The following is a 15622-nucleotide window of genomic DNA, read 5'->3' as shown; positions in this document are numbered from 1 at the left end:
GCGAGCGTCACCGCCACTGCTGTGCATCGTTTACATTCCACGCGGCTGAACCGGCCGCCGACATGAGGTTTCCACCATGAAGATCACCAAACTCAAGACCTGGCAGGTGCCGCCGCGCTGGTGCTTTCTCAAGATCGAGACCGACGAAGGCGTCTACGGCTGGGGCGAACCCGTCATCGAGGGTCGAGCGGCCACCGTCGAAGCGGCCGTGCACGAGCTGTCGGACTACTTGATCGGCCAGGACCCGCGCAACATCGAGCACTTGTGGAACGTCATGTATCGCGCTGGCTTCTATCGTGGCGGCCCCATCCTGATGTCGGCCATTGCCGGTATCGATCAGGCGCTGTGGGACCTCAAGGGCCGCGAACTCGGCGTGCCGGTGCATCAGCTGCTCGGGGGCAAGGTGCGGGATCGCATGCGCATGTATGCCTGGACCGGTGGTGACCGCCCGTCCGACGTGGGGGCAGGCGCCAAGGCACTGACCGATCAGGGCTTTACCGCCTTCAAGATGAATGGCACCCCGGAGATGCAGATCGTCGACAGCCATCGCAAGATCGATGACGCGGTCGCACGGGTGGCAGAGGCCCGTGACGCCGTGGGCCCAGATGTCGGCATCGCGGTGGATTTTCACGGTCGCGTCCATCGCCCCATGGCCAAGACCTTGATGCGCGAGCTTGAGCCCTATCACCTGATGTTCATCGAGGAGCCGGTTGCGCCGGAGCATCTGCCCGTCCTCAAGACCATCGCCCAGGACCTGGCGACCCCCATCGCCACCGGGGAGCGCCTGCACACCCGCTTTGCCTTCCGCGATCTGCTGGCCGATAACATGGTGGATATCGTGCAACCGGACCTGTCGCACTGCGGTGGCATCAGCGAAGGTCTCAAGATCGCCACCCTGGCCTCGGCCTATGACGTGGCACTCGCCCCCCACTGCCCGCTGGGTCCGCTGACGCTGGCCGCCTCGCTGCAGCTGGATGCGGTGTGTCACAACGCCTTCATTCAAGAACAGAGCATGGGTATCCACTACAACAAGGATAACGACGTGCTCGACTACCTGGTGGACAAGTCAGCCCTGTCCATCGAAGACGGCTACTGCGCGATTCCTGACGGGCCAGGCCTGGGCGTCGAGATCAACGAGGAGTTTGTCGAGGAACGTGCCAAGGTCGGTCACCGCTGGCGCAATCCGGTATGGCAGCATGAGGATGGCTCCGTCGCCGAGTGGTAAGCCCCACCTGTCGACAGGGTATTTCTAGAGCCATTGATGGCCGCCCGAGCGAGCCGCACACTTGCCGCCGCTCGGGCGGGCTCCCACACTGAGGAAACACTCATAGCTCGGCTACCCCTGAGAGACAACCGATGACGTCTTCTTCCTCCCATTGCCTGGGCGAGGCCCGGGTGATCTTCGACGGTCCTTGCGAGCTGGGCGAAGGCCCAAGCTGGGACGCCCTGCGTGGCGAGTATCGCTGGCTGGATATCCTAGGCAAACGCTTGCACCGCTATCGACTCGACGATGGCTCCCACGACAGCCAAGCGCTGGACGAGTTAACCTCGTTCGCTGCTCCCCTGACCAGCGGCGATGATCTGCTGGTCACCGAGTCAGGCCTCAAGGAACGCGACCATGCCCATGGCCAGATATCGCCCTGGCGGGAGGTAGAAGCCGACAATCCTGTCACTCGCAGCAATGATGCTCGCATCGACCGCCACGGGGGCCTGTGGTTCTCCACCATGGGCAAGGCTGCAGAGCCGGGGGCTGGCAGTCTGTATCGCCTCTATCGCGGCCAGATCACCTGCCTCAAGCGCGGCATGAGCATCCCCAATGCCCTGTGCTTTTCGCCCGACGGGCGACTCGGCTACTTTACCGATACCGTCACTGGCGTGGTCATGCGCTGGTCGCTGGACGCCCAGGGCTTCCCCCTGCGCGCCGACGGCAACAGCTTCCTTCAGGAAGGCGAGCCAGCAGCACCGGAAGCATTGATCGCCCCCGAGCCTTGGGCGGACTTTTCTGGGGATGTCGGCAATCCCGACGGCGCGGTTATCGATGCAGAAGGCTACATGTGGCTCGCGCTGTGGGGCTCGGGACGGGTCGCCCGCCTCTCCCCGACGGGAGAAGAGGTCTGCCATATCAGCGTCAACGCCGAACAACCTTCCTGCCCCGCCTTTGGCGGTCACCACCTGACCCAGCTGTTGATCACCACTGCCACAGAGGGGCAGTCCCCGGCCGCTGGCGAACAGGCGCCTTCACGCCGGGATGGCGCCATTTTCCTGTTCGATCTGGCCGAGGCGCTACCGGGAGTGAGGGGGCTAGTGGAGCCTCCCATCGCGCTTCGCTAGGGCTTGTACGAAAAGTGCCTGCGCTTGGTAATACGGTGTTAAAAATCGGCTGGTACGCCAGCCCGGTCAAAATACTCATTTACACCTCGTAAACTGCGCTTTCTCACCAATTTTTGCCTTGTCTAACCTTCGCTCGTCGACTTTTCGGACAAAGCCTAGACAAGCCTGCCATCACTAACGGCGCTGCTGGCAGCGCCTTGACACTGTCCGGCTGACGTTTCTTCGGACGCTGACGGACGCACACCTCCAGGAGTCCTGATCTCATGGCGATAGAAGACAAGCGCGTCATCATTATCACCGGTGGCGCTCGCGGCATTGGTGCAGACATTGCCAGACGCCTGGCCAGTGATGGCCACCAGGTGGTCATCAATTACGCCAACAGCCGCGAGAGCGCTGAAAGTCTGGTGGAGGAGATCGAGGCCCAGGGTGGCGTCGCCCTGGCCGTCGCCGCCGACGTCACACGTCCGGCAGATGTCACCCAGCTGTTCGAGGCCGCCAGTCAGCGCTTCGGTCGCGTCGACGGACTGGTCAACAATGCCGGAACCCTCAGCATGGTGCCGCTGGCCGAGTCCAGTGACAGCGACTACGACCAGCACTTCGACACCAATGTCAGAGGGACCTTCAATACCTTGCGGGAGGCTGCATCGCGCCTTGAAGACGGTGGCCGCATCGTCAACCTGTCGAGCAGCGCCCTGGCCTTGAACCTGCCTGGCTATGGTCTTTACAACGCCACCAAGGCCGCGGTGGAGTCACTGACCAAGGTCTTCGCCGGGGAGCTTCGCGGTCGACGCATCACCGTCAACGCGGTCGCCCCGGGCCCGGTGGATACGGCTCTGTTCCGGCGCGGCAAAAGTGCCGAGCAGATTGAAAGCTTTGCCAAGAAGCCGCCCCTGGAGCGCCTGGGTGAGCCGAAGGATATCGCGGCGATCGTCTCTTTTCTGATGCGCGCAGAGTCCGAGTGGATCAATGCCCAGGTCATTCGCGCCAACGGTGGCTTTGCCTGACCCCATACCGTCAATGTCCGCTGCATCCCGCGGGCATTGAGCAGGCCATCGGCTAAAGCGATTCATCCCGTTCAGCGGTGATGGTCGTTGGCCGCATCGCGCAGACTGACGTCGCCTTTTTCTTTCAACCATTCGGTCATGGCCCCGCTCCCCATGGGGCGAGCAATCAAGAAGCCCTGCAGAACGTGGCAGCCCTGCTCGGCCAGGTGGTCGGCCACCGCCTGGTCCTCGACGCCTTCAGCCACGACCTGCAGCCCGAGGTGGTGTGCCAGCTCGATGGTGGAGGAAACGATGACATCATCGTCGGAGCCCTTGATCAGCTGCATGATGAAGGACTTGTCGATCTTTAACTCCTGAACCGGCATGCGCTTGAGCTGGGCCAGCGATGAATAGCCGGTCCCGTAGTCATCAATGGCCAGCTCGACCCCCATGGAACGCAGCGCCTGAAGCTTGCGTGCGCCCATTTCCGGCGACTGCATCAAGGCGCTTTCGGTCAGCTCGATACACAGCTGTTCGCCCTGTAGGCCATAGCGATCCAAGGCTTTTTCCACTCGCTTGACCAGGCCAGGCTGCTGCAGATCCATCGCCGAGATATTGATGCCAAGACGAATCTTGAGCTTCATGTCACGCCAGCTGGCCAACTGGGCGCAGGCCGAGTCGATGACCCAGTGGGTCAGCTGGTGAATCTGCCCGGAGCGTTCCGCCAGCTCGATGAATTCATCCGGCGGAATCCAGCCCAGCTGCGGGTGATCCCAGCGCAACAGCGCCTCCAGCCCGATCACTCGTCCGGTCAGCGCCGACACCTGCGGCTGATACCTGAGAGAAAATTCGCCCCGGAAGGCGGCGTGCTGCAAGTCTCGCACCAGGGCCAGATGGCGAAGATGGCTCTCATCCTGTCCGCGCTGGTAGCACTGATGGGCCTGTCGCAGCTGGCGTGCACGATCCAGCGCGATCTCGGCTCGCCGCAGCAACAGATTGGCCTCATCGCCGTGCTCCGGGAAACGTGCTTCGCCCATGGCCACCTTCAACGACACGGGAGAGTCGTCAAGCTGAAGCTCTCGGGTCAGCCCGCTCAGGGTATCCTCGAGCCACGGCGGCTCAAGGCGGGCCACCGTGAGCAACAGCAGAAACTCATCCCCGCTCAAGCGATAGGCCCCCACCTTGGGGGCCGGCAGATCGGCAAGCCGCTGGGCCAGGGTACTTAATACCCGGTCACCAAAGTCGTGACCGAAGGTATCGTTGATCCGACGCATGTGGTTGATGGTCAGGCGCAACAGGGTAAAGGGGCGCCCGGTCTCGATGGCGGCTTCGATATCCTCGTTGGCACATTGGCGATTACCCAGTCCCGTCAACTGATCCTGCCGCGCGCGGGTGCGCATGTCCTCTTCCCGTCGTGACAGGTCCCCTTGCATCTTCAACAGGGTGGAGGACAGCAAGCCAAACTCGCCTTGCCTGGGCATACGCTTGAGGTCCAGCGGTTCTCCTCGACCGACGCTTTTCGCCGCGCCCGCCAGACGCAGCAGTGGCAGGCTGACGCCACGGGCGATCAGCACCACCGCCACCAGCATCAGGCCCAGGCTTACCGCAAAGATGGTCGCCAGATTGACCTTCACGTCCTGGTAGTTCGCCAGCAGTGTCTCGAGAGAGCGCTCCACCACGATATCAATGCGCCCTTGCTCGCCCTGATAAAGGGGGAGACGGCGACTGAGCCCCTGGTGATCCTGCCCCGCTGCAACATCGTTCGGTGACACCGAGACATCAAAGTGGGCCTGACTGCCAATCAACCCGGACAGCGCCGACGCCATCGACTCATCCAGACGGAATCCCAGCGCCAACCGGGCAGCGCCCGCCCCCGGCGGTAGCGGATGCTGAACCAGCTGGTAGCCCAGCCCATTGAGAATGCTGGGGGAAACGACGCCCGCATCGTCCGTCGTGAGCGGCATCCGCCAGCTGTCGACAAAGACACCCGACCCTGCCGCAGGCTGGCTGGAAGCCATGACGTGCCCTGCCTCATCCAGCAACAGCAGGGTATCTGCGCCCATCCGGGCGGCCTGCTGCCGCAAGGTGCCAGCGGCGGCCAGGCGCGATGACGTGTCGACCAGGACATCATCGACGGCCGCAAGAAAGCGCGGGTCATCGACCAGCAGGTCCACATTGCGCAGCAACTGCTGCCCCCACCCCTCGAGCAGAGCCACCGCCACCCCCGAGGCGACATCCAGCTCACGCTTGCCCTGCTCCAGCGCCGCGGAGCGAACCGCACTCAGCACCGCCCAGGAAGCCACCAGCTGGATACCCAGTGTCAGCAACAGCATCACCAGCAGCAGCCTTGCACGAAAGGACATGCAGGTTCCCCTATTCTCAACCTTGCGTCTTCCCTAAGTCAGCCATGGTCGTGATCCATGGCGGCCCACCTGCACAGATCATTATCGCCAACACCCGCCGAAGATGCCCGTCAAGATCTGCTCAGCGCATGGGTCTAGCCTGTCACAGCGACCTGCTGACGCCATATCAGTCACAATGACCAGCTACTGTAAGTCGATGTCCCCCTGTCTCAGCCGCCATCCCTGGCAGTCTCTGGCAGGCCCCGGCGGCCCCGAGGCGAAGGCGGCAAAGCCCGTGCCGTCCAAGCGCCGGCGAGAGGCACGTCAATCAATCGTCTTCCGCCCAGGCTCTGGTATGCTGGCGCAACACCCTTCAAGCGAGGACACGATGGCCGGAACTTCCTCCCGCAGACGTCCCTATCAACTGGCAGAAACCATCAAGGGCTGGATCGTCGAGCGCGAGCTGTCTCCCGGCGACCGTCTCCCGGGCGAAGCAGAGTTGATGGCGTTGCTGGGCGCCTCCAAGGGCACGATCAGAGAAAGCATCAGGGTGCTGGAAGCCCAGGGGCTGGTGGAAACCCGTACTGGCCCTGGCGGTGGGGTATTTATCCGTCAGATGAGCGAGGCCAGAGCCATCTCGCTGCTCAGCCACTATCTCTACTTCAAGGACATCTCGGTCCGGGACATCTACCAGATTCGGCTCGCCCTCGAGCCGGAAATGGTGGCATCGCTGGCGGGCAACGTCGGCGCCAGCGACATCGCTCGCCTGCGCGAGTCCCTTCACAGCTATGCCACCCCCGCCGGAGACATGCACGCAGAGCGCCAGCAGCATATCGACTCGCTCGACTTTCATCAGGAGCTGGCGCAGCTGTCCGGCGGCAATCCACTGCTGGCGTTCATCATCCGCTTTACCGCTCAGGTGCTGTCAGACCTCACGGTGTACCGCCGACTCTATGAGCCAGGGGACCACCCTATAGGGCCTGCCGGATGCCAGTACCACGCCGAGATTCTGGATGCCATCGAAGCGGGTGATGCAACGCGCGCTCACACCCTTATGCGCGACCATCTGCTGGAGGCCCAGGGCATCATGCAAGGCAACGAAGCCCAGGTCACCAGGGGCTTCCTCAGTGAGTGAGGCCTTGGGAACCATTGCATAAAGGCCTGCACGGACGCGTCACAGCCATCAGCGCGAGACATCCGCCGACAGCCTGTCGAGGAAGCGCATCAGCACTTGCGTCGCGGCCCCAGCATCGGCTGCCGTGATAGCCTCGTCCGGGTGGTGGCTGAGACCATCGGTGCAACGGACGAACAGCATGCCGATATCGGTCAGCTCGCACATCGCCAAGCCATCGTGGCCAGCGCCGCTGAACAGCGTGTCTGCTGGCTCTTCACAGTCACGGCACGCGTTGTGCAGCGACTGCATCAACCCATCGGCACACGCCACGGCCTCGGCTTGATAGGTTTGCTCGATCTCGAGGGCCAGCTGGCGGTTACTGGCCAATCGCCGGCAGGCCGCCAGAATGGCCTCACGCCCCTGCTCTCGAACCTCCAGCCGGGGCGAGCGTAGCTCCAGGGTGAAGGTCACCTCTGCCGGAATGACGTTGACCGCATTGGGGCGCACCTCAAGCTTGCCCACCACGCCGACAAAGTCCTCGGTGGCGTTGAGGATACGATCAACCTCCGCGATCATCTCGGCCGCACCCACCAGCGCATCACGCCGTCCTGGCATCGGCGTCGTTCCGGCATGTCCGGCCTTGCCTCCCACCGTGACCCGATGTCGCTCGATCCCGGTCAAGGCAGTCACTATGCCAAGCGCGTGGTCTCTCTGCTCCAGCACCGGACCTTGCTCAATATGCACTTCGACGAAACCGAGCACCGTCTCCGGGTCCCTGGCCAAAGACGCTATCTGTTCCGGATCTCCGCCAAACGCCTTCAGCGCCTCGCCAAGACTCACCCCATTGGCGTCGCGCGCCTCAAGGCTGGTCGGGTCAAAGCGGCCGGCCAGGGCGCGACTACCAATCAACGTCGATTGAAAGCGGGTCCCCTCCTCATCGCCGAAGGCCACCACCTCGACCCCGTAATCCAGCTCGATCCCTTGCTGCTTCAGAGTTTCCAGCGCCAGCAGCGGCAGCGCGACGCCCAGCATTCCATCGTACTTGCCGCCCTCTACCACCGTGTCCTGATGCGACCCCATGATCAGGGTTCGCGCTCCGGCTCTGGCCTTGTCGCAACGGCCGACCAGGTTGCCTGAGGCGTCAAGCTGAGGCGTCAGACCGGCGCGGCGCATCCACTCGGCGATGATCTCGAGCACCTGACGATGCTCGTTGGAACAGAATAGGCGCGTCACTCCAGGGCCAGGCTCGGAGCATTCCGCCGCGGCATCCAGTCGCTCCAGTAGCTGCTGGCCAAGGGCCAACGGTTCACAATCGGGGTGCATGACATCTCCTGTGAGGCGTCTTGTGGGTAGTCACTTGCAGAGAAGAAGAAAGAGGAAGTCAGGCTGAGGCATCAGCGCCGGGGCATCGCCGCCAGAAAGTCGGCAAACGTCGACTCACGTACACGACGTATCAGGCCGCGCAGCTCACCGACCAGGTCCCCTTCGCACCAGTCGATGCGCAGGTCGATAGGGGCCTGGTGAAAGGATTCGACGCGCAGTGCCGCCGAGCGCGTGCCGCGGACATCACCGCCACACCCCAAGGCCGCTTCCAGCGCATCCACCAGGCTTTCGGGCAGGCAACGCTCGTAGTCCGCGCGATACACCGGCATCGCGCCAGCGGCAATCACCGCCCCGGCGTTGCGGCAGCTGGACGACAGCAAGGTGTCGCACAGCGCATGGACGACACGCCGATCCGCCAGCAGGTTGCCTGCCGCGGCTACACCAGGGTAGTGGCACGATGCGACCACGGCTCCGTTGTCGGCACCGTTGTGAAGCGCCGACGTTCCATAGCGATCCATCACCAGACACTGACGCAAGGTCGCTTGCGGGTCCTGAACGACTTGATCGTCGAGGGCTTGCTGAGCGCGAACATCATCGGCGAGCGCCTGGCGAATACCCTCCGGATACCAGGGATGGGTCACACGTCCTTGGGTCGCGCAGGCGCCGATACCCCGCCAGGCATGATGGACGTAGCCCCCTACCGCCACGCCTCCGGTGGCGGTCAGGGCCGCCACCGTGCCAGTGTCTGGATTGACGTGCAGTAACGATAGCGTCATGGGATGGCTCAGTAGCCAACCATGTGGCCAAGCACCAGACCACCCCAGGACAGCACGTAGACCAGCGCCATGAACGGAAGAATCGCCTTCAGCCACTGCTCGTAGGAAACGCGGCCCAGGGCCAGCATCGCCAGGGTGCCACCGGACGTCGGGACGATCAGGTTCGTCAGGCCATCACCGACCTGGAAGGCGGTAATCATCAGCTGACGACTCATGCCGACCAGGTCTGCCACCGGGATCAGAATCGGCATGGTGACCAGGGCCTGACCCGAGCCAGAGGGCACGAACAGATTGATTGCCCCCTGCACCACGCTGGCCATGATCGCCGACAGCGCAGCGGGAATATTCTGGATCAGTCCGCTGAGACCATAGACGATGGTGTCAATGATCTGAGCCTCCTTGAGGATCACCTGAATGGATGCTGCCAGGCCGATGACCAGGGCTCCTGCGGTGACTCCCGACGCGCCCTCCATCATCTGCTTGACGATCTCATTGGCCGACAGCCCATTGACGATACCGATCACAATCGCAATCAGCAGGAACATGCCGGCGATCTCGTTGATGTACCAGCCCTGGGTGAATACACCGACCAGCATGGCCGCCAGGCCGCCGACAAACACCACCAGCGTCCACTTGTCGCGACCACTCAGGCGATACTCATCCAGGGACTTGCTCATGGCCTTGGCATCGTTGGGTTCACGAAACTCCATCCGCGTCACAAAGCGGCAGATGTACCAGGACAACAAGGCCAGTGACGTGACCACCAGCAAGGCCCGCAGCCAGGCACCGGAGAAGGTCGGCAGCTCGGCGATGCCCTGGGCGACACCGACGGTGTAGGGATTGATCGGAGACAGGGCAAAGCCGACCCCGATACCGCCCACCGCCATGGTGGTGCCAACCAGGCTGGAACAGCCCACGGCGCTGGCGATGAGCACCGCGATGGGCACCAGCGCAATGTTGTTTTCAAAGCCGACGGCCACCCCAAAAAAGCCATAGATAAAGGTCCCGGCGGTAATAATGACATTGCGACGCTCGATACCGACGCGATTGACCGCTACACCGATAGCGTTCTCGAGCGCGCCAGTGCGCTGGAGGATATGAAAGAGCCCTCCTGCGATGAAGACGATGAACAGATATAGCGAGGCCGCGTTAAGGCCTTTGGGAATCGCGACAAAGATATCGAATGGCGAAATCGCGGCCACGTCAGTGAGGTAGTGAAATGAGTCGGGCACGACCCGGGTACGCCCATCCTGCATCACTCGCTCGAACTCACCGGCGGGAATGATATAGGTCAGCGCGAAGGTTGCCAGAAGAATCAAGAAGATCAGCACCATCGGGTCAGGCACTGTTCTGTACCATTTCTTGCGCTCGGCAAGCGCTTGATCACGAACACTCATCAGGTTGTCCTTGTTATGTGGGACAGAAGGGGTGACGGCCGCAGTGGAGGCTGCAGACCAGGAGCAAAAGCAGGCAGGCCGCGGGGCTGCGGCCTGGCAATGCCCCACAGTATTTATCATGATAAATAGAGGGTCAAGATCATCGCCCGGGTGCGATGTAAAGGCGAAGTGCGAGGAACGGACGTCCAAGCTTCAGACCATCATCCTAGGGGGTGGCGTAACGTCGCAGCATAGCCTTTGCCAAACTACTCTGATTGAGGCGCATAACGCCTACAAAAACTGCTCTAACTAGCAAATACACAAAGAAAAAACGCAGAACGCGCCTGACACCCTTGCACAACTCTCCGTCAAGCACCTAACAATTACGCAGGGGTGATCCGAATCATCCTTATGAACCAGCACGATTTACGCGGATCGTACTAGAACTTGCGCCATCGACTATCTGGTCACAGTGCGAAACTCGGTAGGATTCACATCAGCACATGGCAGCAAGTCTCATACGTTCGTTCCGCCCTTGCGCATTGTCGGCGCATAGGCACTACAGACAGGAAACTCGCCCAGGACATTCGTACAGGAACCTCAGGACGATCCGCCGATGCAACGACCTACTGCTTCCACTCTTCAAGATGATGTGGCGTCTTGTACCAACGTGCCCCGCCACCCCTTGGACCCACGTCCGGGCCTGCCCGGCTACTGGTTCGACAGCATCAGCGGACGCGAAAGTCGGGCTGACTTCTGCCTCAACGCCATCCTGGCCCTCTCTTGCTACTACGCAGGTCTATGGGCCTTGATCATCACCGCTCCCGACCTCCACGACAGCGTCTCTGCAGGGGGACTGCTGGTGGGGGCAGGCTGGCTACTGGTCAGCGTATATCCCCTGGTGCTGCACGGTGTTCGCCGCCTGCATGATGTGGGCCAGCGCGGCCACTGCAGCGTCATGCTGCTGTTCCCAGGAGCCAATCTCCTGCTGACGGTGGTCCTGGTCATGCAGCCCGGCGAAACGACCATCAATGAGCATGGTGAGCGCGAGCGGGGGCATCAAGGGGTGATGGCGGTCAAGTCGCTGCTTACCGTAGGCATCTGGGTCAGCTGCTTTTTCCTGTTCTGACGGCGGTACCATCGCCGACCACGCACCGCTCAGCCGATTCTGAGCCCATGCTGGCGGAGCTTGCGCACCACGCTCGGCTGGCTGATCCCCAGGCGCTCGGCAATGGCGTAAGTGCTGGACAGCGTTCGGCAGCAGTCCGCCAGAATCTCTCGCTCGACCCGGGCAAGCGTCTCTTTCAGACCCTCCCCGTCGCCCCTGCCTGGCGACGCCCAGAGCTCCTCCGCCGTATTCCTCGAGCCCGTCACGCTCCTGCTGTCGTCGGAGGCACGCCCGATCTCCTCCGTGGCCGCGCCAGCAGCAACCGCGGAGGGGAAGAATGTCGGGGACGTCACCTGGCCCGATGCTTCCGGCGCGGCCGCCGCGGGCACCTGCCTGCTGGGCAGCACTTCGCGTGCTTGAATCACATCGTCACTGGCGAGCCAAGCCCGCTCCATGACGTTCTCCAGTTCGCGCACATTGCCGGGCCACTCCCACCCCATCAGGGCCTGCCAGACGTCCCGTGCCAGCATCTTGTCTCGCCCGTAGCGCCGGTTGAGCCGCGCAAGCTGACGTTCGACAAGGCCCGGAATATCCTCTCGCCGCTCGCGCAGGGGCGGCAGGGTGACGGGAATGACATTCAGCCGATAGTAGAGATCCAGTCGAAACAGTCCCTCCTCGACCCGCGCCGAGAGATCCTGATTGGTGGCGACGACCAGACGAAAATCGACGCGCCGGGGCGCCCGGTCCCCTAGTCGCGTGATGCTGCCGTCCTGGATGGTCTTGAGCAGCTTGGTCTGCACCGATAGCGGCAGCTCACCAATCTCGTCGAGAAACAGCGTGCCGCCCTCAGCCTGCTCGATCAGCCCCTTGCGGCCACCGGGGGCCGCTCCGGAAAAGGCGCCCTGGCAGTAGCCAAACATCTCGGACTCGAACAGGCTCTCAGGGATGGCGGCGCAGTTGACGTCGATGAACGGCCCTTCCTTGCGTGAACTCCAGCGATGAAGCTGGCGAGCGAACGCCGTCTTGCCGACCCCTGACTCTCCTAACATCAGCACGGTAGCGTCGGTAGGGGCCACACGCTTGAGCAAGAGCGCCACCTCGCCCATGAGCTGACTCTTGACCTCGAGATGCCCCAGCTCCTGTTCTTGCAAGCCACCCTGGAGGCCACTCTCCGACTCGATCGCGTGACCGCGTCTCAAGTGCTCGCTGAAGCGTCGCTGCAGCAGCGCGTACTCCTGCTGCAACAGCTGCAGGTCGGTCAAGTCCATGGAGCGACTCACCACGGCGATAAGGCGCTCGCCTTGAAACACCGGATGTGCCTGGGCAATCACCCGCCGCCCGGTGCCTGTGTGCTGCACCAGTTGGGTGGGTTTGCCCGTGCGAATGACTTCAAGACTGACCGACGGCGTCAACACGCCCTCCGCTTCGAGCCGCTGCACGCTGGTGGCACAGAGCTCTTCACAGGACATGCCGTAGACCGCCGCCGCTCCGGGACTGACGTCCCGTATATGGCCATCGGGCGCGACGATAAAGAAGTGATCGTGCGCCGTGTCGATAATCGTCTTAAGTATCAGCGCATCGTCAGTCATCGGCGATCCATAAACGCATCATTGATGCAAAAGTGTATCACGGCCAGCCCTGCCATTGATTCAATAGTGAATCAACGAGCCCCGGATATCGCTCCGTGTACGGCAACTTCGTGCACATTTTTTGCGCCTTTAGTATAACAATCGCAGAACTGGCACACCTCCTGCTTAAACAAACCTATGCATGCCTGGCCAGTCGTCTGGCCAAGGTGACCTCATCAGCGATGTCAGGAGTTCCAGTGAGCGACTTCAACCAACCCCTCGGCGGCAACGAAATGCCTCGCTTCGGCGGTCCAGCCACCATGATGCGCCTGCCTACTCAGGATAGCGCCCAGGGGCTCGATGCAGCCTTCATCGGCATTCCCATGGACATCGGTACGTCCAACCGTCCCGGCACTCGCCTGGGGCCGCGCCAGATTCGCGACGAGTCGCGCATGCTGCGTCCCTACAACATGGCAACGGGGGCCGCGCCCTTCGACAGCCTGCAGGTGGCAGATATCGGCGACGTGCCGATCAACACCTTCAACCTGCCGAAGAACCTGGACATCATCTCCGGTTTCTATGACCAGGTACTGGCCCATGACTGTGTGCCGCTCACCCTGGGCGGCGATCACACGCTGACCTGGCCGATCCTGCGCGCCATCGCCAAGAAGCACGGCCCCGTTGGCCTGATCCACATCGATGCCCACGCTGACGTCAACGAGCACATGTTCGGTGAAGAAGTCGCCCACGGCTGTCCGTTCCGCCGGGCTCAGGAAGAAGGCCTGCTGGACGCCAACCGTGTGGTGCAGATCGGCCTGCGTGGCACCGGCTATGCCGCCGAGGACTTCGACTGGTGCCGCCAGCAGGGCTTCCGCGTAGTGCAGGCCGAGCAGTGCTGGCACAAGTCGCTGGAGCCCCTGATGGCGGAGGTTCGCGAGCAGATGGGCGATGGCCCGGTCTACATCTCGTTCGACATCGACGGCCTCGACCCCTCCGTCGCACCGGGCACCGGCACCGTCGAAATGGGCGGTCTGACTTCGGCCCAGGGCCTGGAAATCGTGCGCGGCGCCAAGGGGCTCAACATTGTGGGTGGTGATCTGGTGGAGGTCTCCCCGCCCTACGACCCCAGCGGCAACACCGCGCTGATGGGGGCCACCCTGCTGTATGAAATGCTGTGCGTGCTGCCCGGCGTCAAGCGCCGTGACTGACGGTTGACAGGGCCAGGGAGAGGCCCTGGTTCGTCCCTATGAGGCGCTCCTTAAGGAGCGCCGAACACTACAACATCAAAGAGTGACCCTCCCATGTCTTCCCATCTGCACTCTGCCGACAAGATCACCACCGAAGGGGGCAAGCTAAGCACCCACGGTCTGCTCAAGTTCCTGATCCCGTCTGTGATCGGCATCCTGCTGTTCCTGGTACCTTTCTCCGTAGGCGACACCATCAATATCGGCATGGGCTTGGCCGCCGACTGGCTCAAGGCCACGCTTGGCGATGCGCTGCCGGCCATTGCCACGGTGGTACTCACGCTATCGCTGGTGCTGACGCTGCTGGTCAAGCTGACCAAGCCCGGCTGGGCTAGCCAAGGTGCCCTGAAAGAGCTGTTCGACATCGCGCCGCTGTGGGTCGTCATGCGCGCGCTGGGCGCCCTTTTTGCCTTGATGACCTACTTCCAGGTCGGGCCCGAGATGATCACCGCCTCCTTCACTGGCGGAGTGATGCTCAACGACCTTGCGCCGGTGCTGCTGACCTTCTTCTTCTTCGCCGCCATCCTGCTGCCTTTCCTGGTCGACTTCGGTTTCATGGAGTTCATTGGCTCCATGGTGCGCACTCCGTTCCGCAAGATCTTTGGCCTGCCCGGCCGCAGCGCCATCGATGCCACGGCGTCCTGGATGGGCTCCGGCACCGTAGGCGTGCTGATCACCACTCAGCAGTATGAGCAGGGCTACTACAACGCTCGCGAAGCCTCTGCCATCGCCACCAACTTCTCCATCGTCTCCATCGCCTTTGCGCTGCTGGTGACCAGCTTCATCGGCATCAATCACCTGTTCATTTCCTTCTACCTGACCGTGGTCGTGGCAGGTCTGGTGGCCGCAGTCATCATCCCTCGCCTGCCGCCGCTGTCGCGCAAGGCGAATACCTACTACGAGCCCGTGGGCTGCCAGATTCAGGAAGAGAACACCAGTAACCAGAGCCTCTTGCGCTACAGCCTGGGCATTGCCGTCGCCCGCGCCGAAACCGCTCCGGGACCGGCCAAGCTTGCCCGCCTGGCACTGTTCAACGTGGCCGATATCTTCTTCGGTCTGCTGCCGCTGGTCATCGCCATCGGCACCGTCGCGCTGGTGCTGGCGGAATTCACGCCGCTGTTTACCTGGCTGTCCATGCCGATGGTGCCGGTGCTGGAGTGGATGGGTCTGCCGGAAGCCGAGGCTGCGGCTCCCGCCACCCTGGTGGGCTTCGCCGACATGTTCCTGCCGGCGGTACTGGCCAGCGATATCGAAAGCGAGCTGACGCGTTTTGTCATCGCCTGTCTGTCGCTGACCCAGTTGATCTACATGTCGGAAATCGGCGCGCTGCTGCTCAAGTCCAAGATCCCCCTCAAGCTGTGGGAGCTGGTCGTGATCTTCCTGCTGCGCACCGCCATCACGCTGCCGATCATTGTCGTCATGGCCCACTGGCTGGTGGGCTGACAGGGGAGAAAACC

General features: G+C 62.4%; 12 protein-coding genes. 7 read left to right on the top strand and 5 right to left on the bottom strand.

Features of this window, described 5'->3' with window-relative positions; translation table 11 throughout:
• The first annotated feature begins 76 nt into the window (after positions 1–76).
• From dgoD to KUW18_RS17640, 3 genes are all read left to right on the top strand, one after another.
• On the top strand, positions 77–1225 hold the full coding sequence (gene dgoD / locus KUW18_RS17650; protein ID WP_206944042.1) for a galactonate dehydratase: 1149 nt from the start codon (positions 77–79) through the stop codon (positions 1223–1225).
• Between the two features lie 131 nt (positions 1226–1356).
• The gene (locus tag KUW18_RS17645) at positions 1357–2331 is read left to right on the top strand and encodes an SMP-30/gluconolactonase/LRE family protein (RefSeq protein WP_261396768.1); all 975 of its coding nucleotides are present in this window, start codon (positions 1357–1359) and stop codon (positions 2329–2331) included.
• A gap of 263 nt (positions 2332–2594) precedes the next feature.
• Entirely contained in the window at positions 2595–3335 is a 741-nt protein-coding gene (locus KUW18_RS17640; RefSeq protein ID WP_222562008.1) for an SDR family oxidoreductase, read from the top strand.
• A gap of 71 nt (positions 3336–3406) precedes the next feature.
• On the opposite strand, the gene KUW18_RS17635 is transcribed toward KUW18_RS17640, so the two are convergent.
• Positions 3407–5677: a putative bifunctional diguanylate cyclase/phosphodiesterase gene (locus KUW18_RS17635; protein ID WP_222562007.1), complete on the bottom strand. Its 2271-nt coding sequence runs from the start codon at positions 5675–5677 to the stop codon at positions 3407–3409.
• Positions 5678–6044: 367 nt separating this feature from the next.
• Here KUW18_RS17635 and KUW18_RS17630 point away from each other — a divergent pair, with 367 nt between their 5' ends.
• Positions 6045–6791 carry a FadR/GntR family transcriptional regulator gene (locus KUW18_RS17630; RefSeq protein WP_206944047.1) on the top strand — a complete coding sequence of 249 codons (747 nt, stop codon included), beginning with the start codon at positions 6045–6047 and terminating at the stop codon, positions 6789–6791.
• A 48-nt stretch (positions 6792–6839) separates the two neighbouring features.
• Here the strand turns inward: KUW18_RS17630 and KUW18_RS17625 are convergent, their stop codons facing one another.
• The 3 genes from KUW18_RS17625 to KUW18_RS17615 all read right to left on the bottom strand — a co-directional run bounded on the left by KUW18_RS17625 (position 6840) and on the right by KUW18_RS17615 (position 10266).
• Positions 6840–8093 (bottom strand): allantoate amidohydrolase, encoded by a 1254-nt coding sequence (locus KUW18_RS17625; protein ID WP_222562006.1) that lies wholly within the window; start codon positions 8091–8093, stop codon positions 6840–6842.
• A gap of 71 nt (positions 8094–8164) precedes the next feature.
• Positions 8165–8869 carry a DUF1028 domain-containing protein gene (locus KUW18_RS17620; protein ID WP_222562005.1) on the bottom strand — a complete coding sequence of 235 codons (705 nt, stop codon included), beginning with the start codon at positions 8867–8869 and terminating at the stop codon, positions 8165–8167.
• 8 nt (positions 8870–8877) lie between these two features.
• Positions 8878–10266, bottom strand: coding sequence for a YfcC family protein (locus tag KUW18_RS17615; protein ID WP_222562004.1), 1389 nt, complete (start codon positions 10264–10266; stop codon positions 8878–8880).
• Between the two features lie 595 nt (positions 10267–10861).
• On the opposite strand from KUW18_RS17615, the gene KUW18_RS17610 reads away from it, so the two are divergent.
• Positions 10862–11374 (top strand): DUF805 domain-containing protein, encoded by a 513-nt coding sequence (locus KUW18_RS17610; RefSeq protein ID WP_222562003.1) that lies wholly within the window; start codon positions 10862–10864, stop codon positions 11372–11374.
• A 29-nt stretch (positions 11375–11403) separates the two neighbouring features.
• On the opposite strand, the gene KUW18_RS17605 is transcribed toward KUW18_RS17610, so the two are convergent.
• The gene (locus KUW18_RS17605) at positions 11404–12942 is read right to left on the bottom strand and encodes a sigma-54 interaction domain-containing protein (RefSeq protein WP_261396767.1); all 1539 of its coding nucleotides are present in this window, start codon (positions 12940–12942) and stop codon (positions 11404–11406) included.
• 236 nt (positions 12943–13178) lie between these two features.
• On the opposite strand from KUW18_RS17605, the gene speB reads away from it, so the two are divergent.
• A complete protein-coding gene (speB, locus tag KUW18_RS17600) occupies positions 13179–14129 on the top strand; it encodes an agmatinase (protein WP_224852151.1) in 951 nt (316 codons plus the stop codon).
• A 93-nt stretch (positions 14130–14222) separates the two neighbouring features.
• Positions 14223–15608, top strand: coding sequence for a YjiH family protein (locus KUW18_RS17595; RefSeq protein WP_222562002.1), 1386 nt, complete (start codon positions 14223–14225; stop codon positions 15606–15608).
• Positions 15609–15622 lie beyond the last annotated feature (14 nt).

The organism is Halomonas sp. DP5Y7-2 (assembly GCF_019802025.1).
Taxonomy (GTDB): domain Bacteria; phylum Pseudomonadota; class Gammaproteobacteria; order Pseudomonadales; family Halomonadaceae; genus Halomonas; species Halomonas litopenaei_A.
The sequence above is the reverse complement of the archived record's forward strand: the minus strand, read 5'-3'. Positions and strand labels throughout refer to the sequence as shown.

Coding starts and splice junctions, on each gene's coding strand:
- dgoD (WP_206944042.1), top strand. CDS start 77: ATGAAGATCACCAAACTCAAGACCTGGCAGGTGCCGCCGCGCTGGTGC.
- KUW18_RS17645 (WP_261396768.1), top strand. CDS start 1,357: ATGACGTCTTCTTCCTCCCATTGCCTGGGCGAGGCCCGGGTGATCTTC.
- KUW18_RS17640 (WP_222562008.1), top strand. CDS start 2,595: ATGGCGATAGAAGACAAGCGCGTCATCATTATCACCGGTGGCGCTCGC.
- KUW18_RS17635 (WP_222562007.1), bottom strand. CDS start 5,677: ATGTCCTTTCGTGCAAGGCTGCTGCTGGTGATGCTGTTGCTGACACTG.
- KUW18_RS17630 (WP_206944047.1), top strand. CDS start 6,045: ATGGCCGGAACTTCCTCCCGCAGACGTCCCTATCAACTGGCAGAAACC.
- KUW18_RS17625 (WP_222562006.1), bottom strand. CDS start 8,093: ATGCACCCCGATTGTGAACCGTTGGCCCTTGGCCAGCAGCTACTGGAG.
- KUW18_RS17620 (WP_222562005.1), bottom strand. CDS start 8,869: ATGACGCTATCGTTACTGCACGTCAATCCAGACACTGGCACGGTGGCG.
- KUW18_RS17615 (WP_222562004.1), bottom strand. CDS start 10,266: ATGAGTGTTCGTGATCAAGCGCTTGCCGAGCGCAAGAAATGGTACAGA.
- KUW18_RS17610 (WP_222562003.1), top strand. CDS start 10,862: ATGCAACGACCTACTGCTTCCACTCTTCAAGATGATGTGGCGTCTTGT.
- KUW18_RS17605 (WP_261396767.1), bottom strand. CDS start 12,942: ATGACTGACGATGCGCTGATACTTAAGACGATTATCGACACGGCGCAC.
- KUW18_RS17595 (WP_222562002.1), top strand. CDS start 14,223: ATGTCTTCCCATCTGCACTCTGCCGACAAGATCACCACCGAAGGGGGC.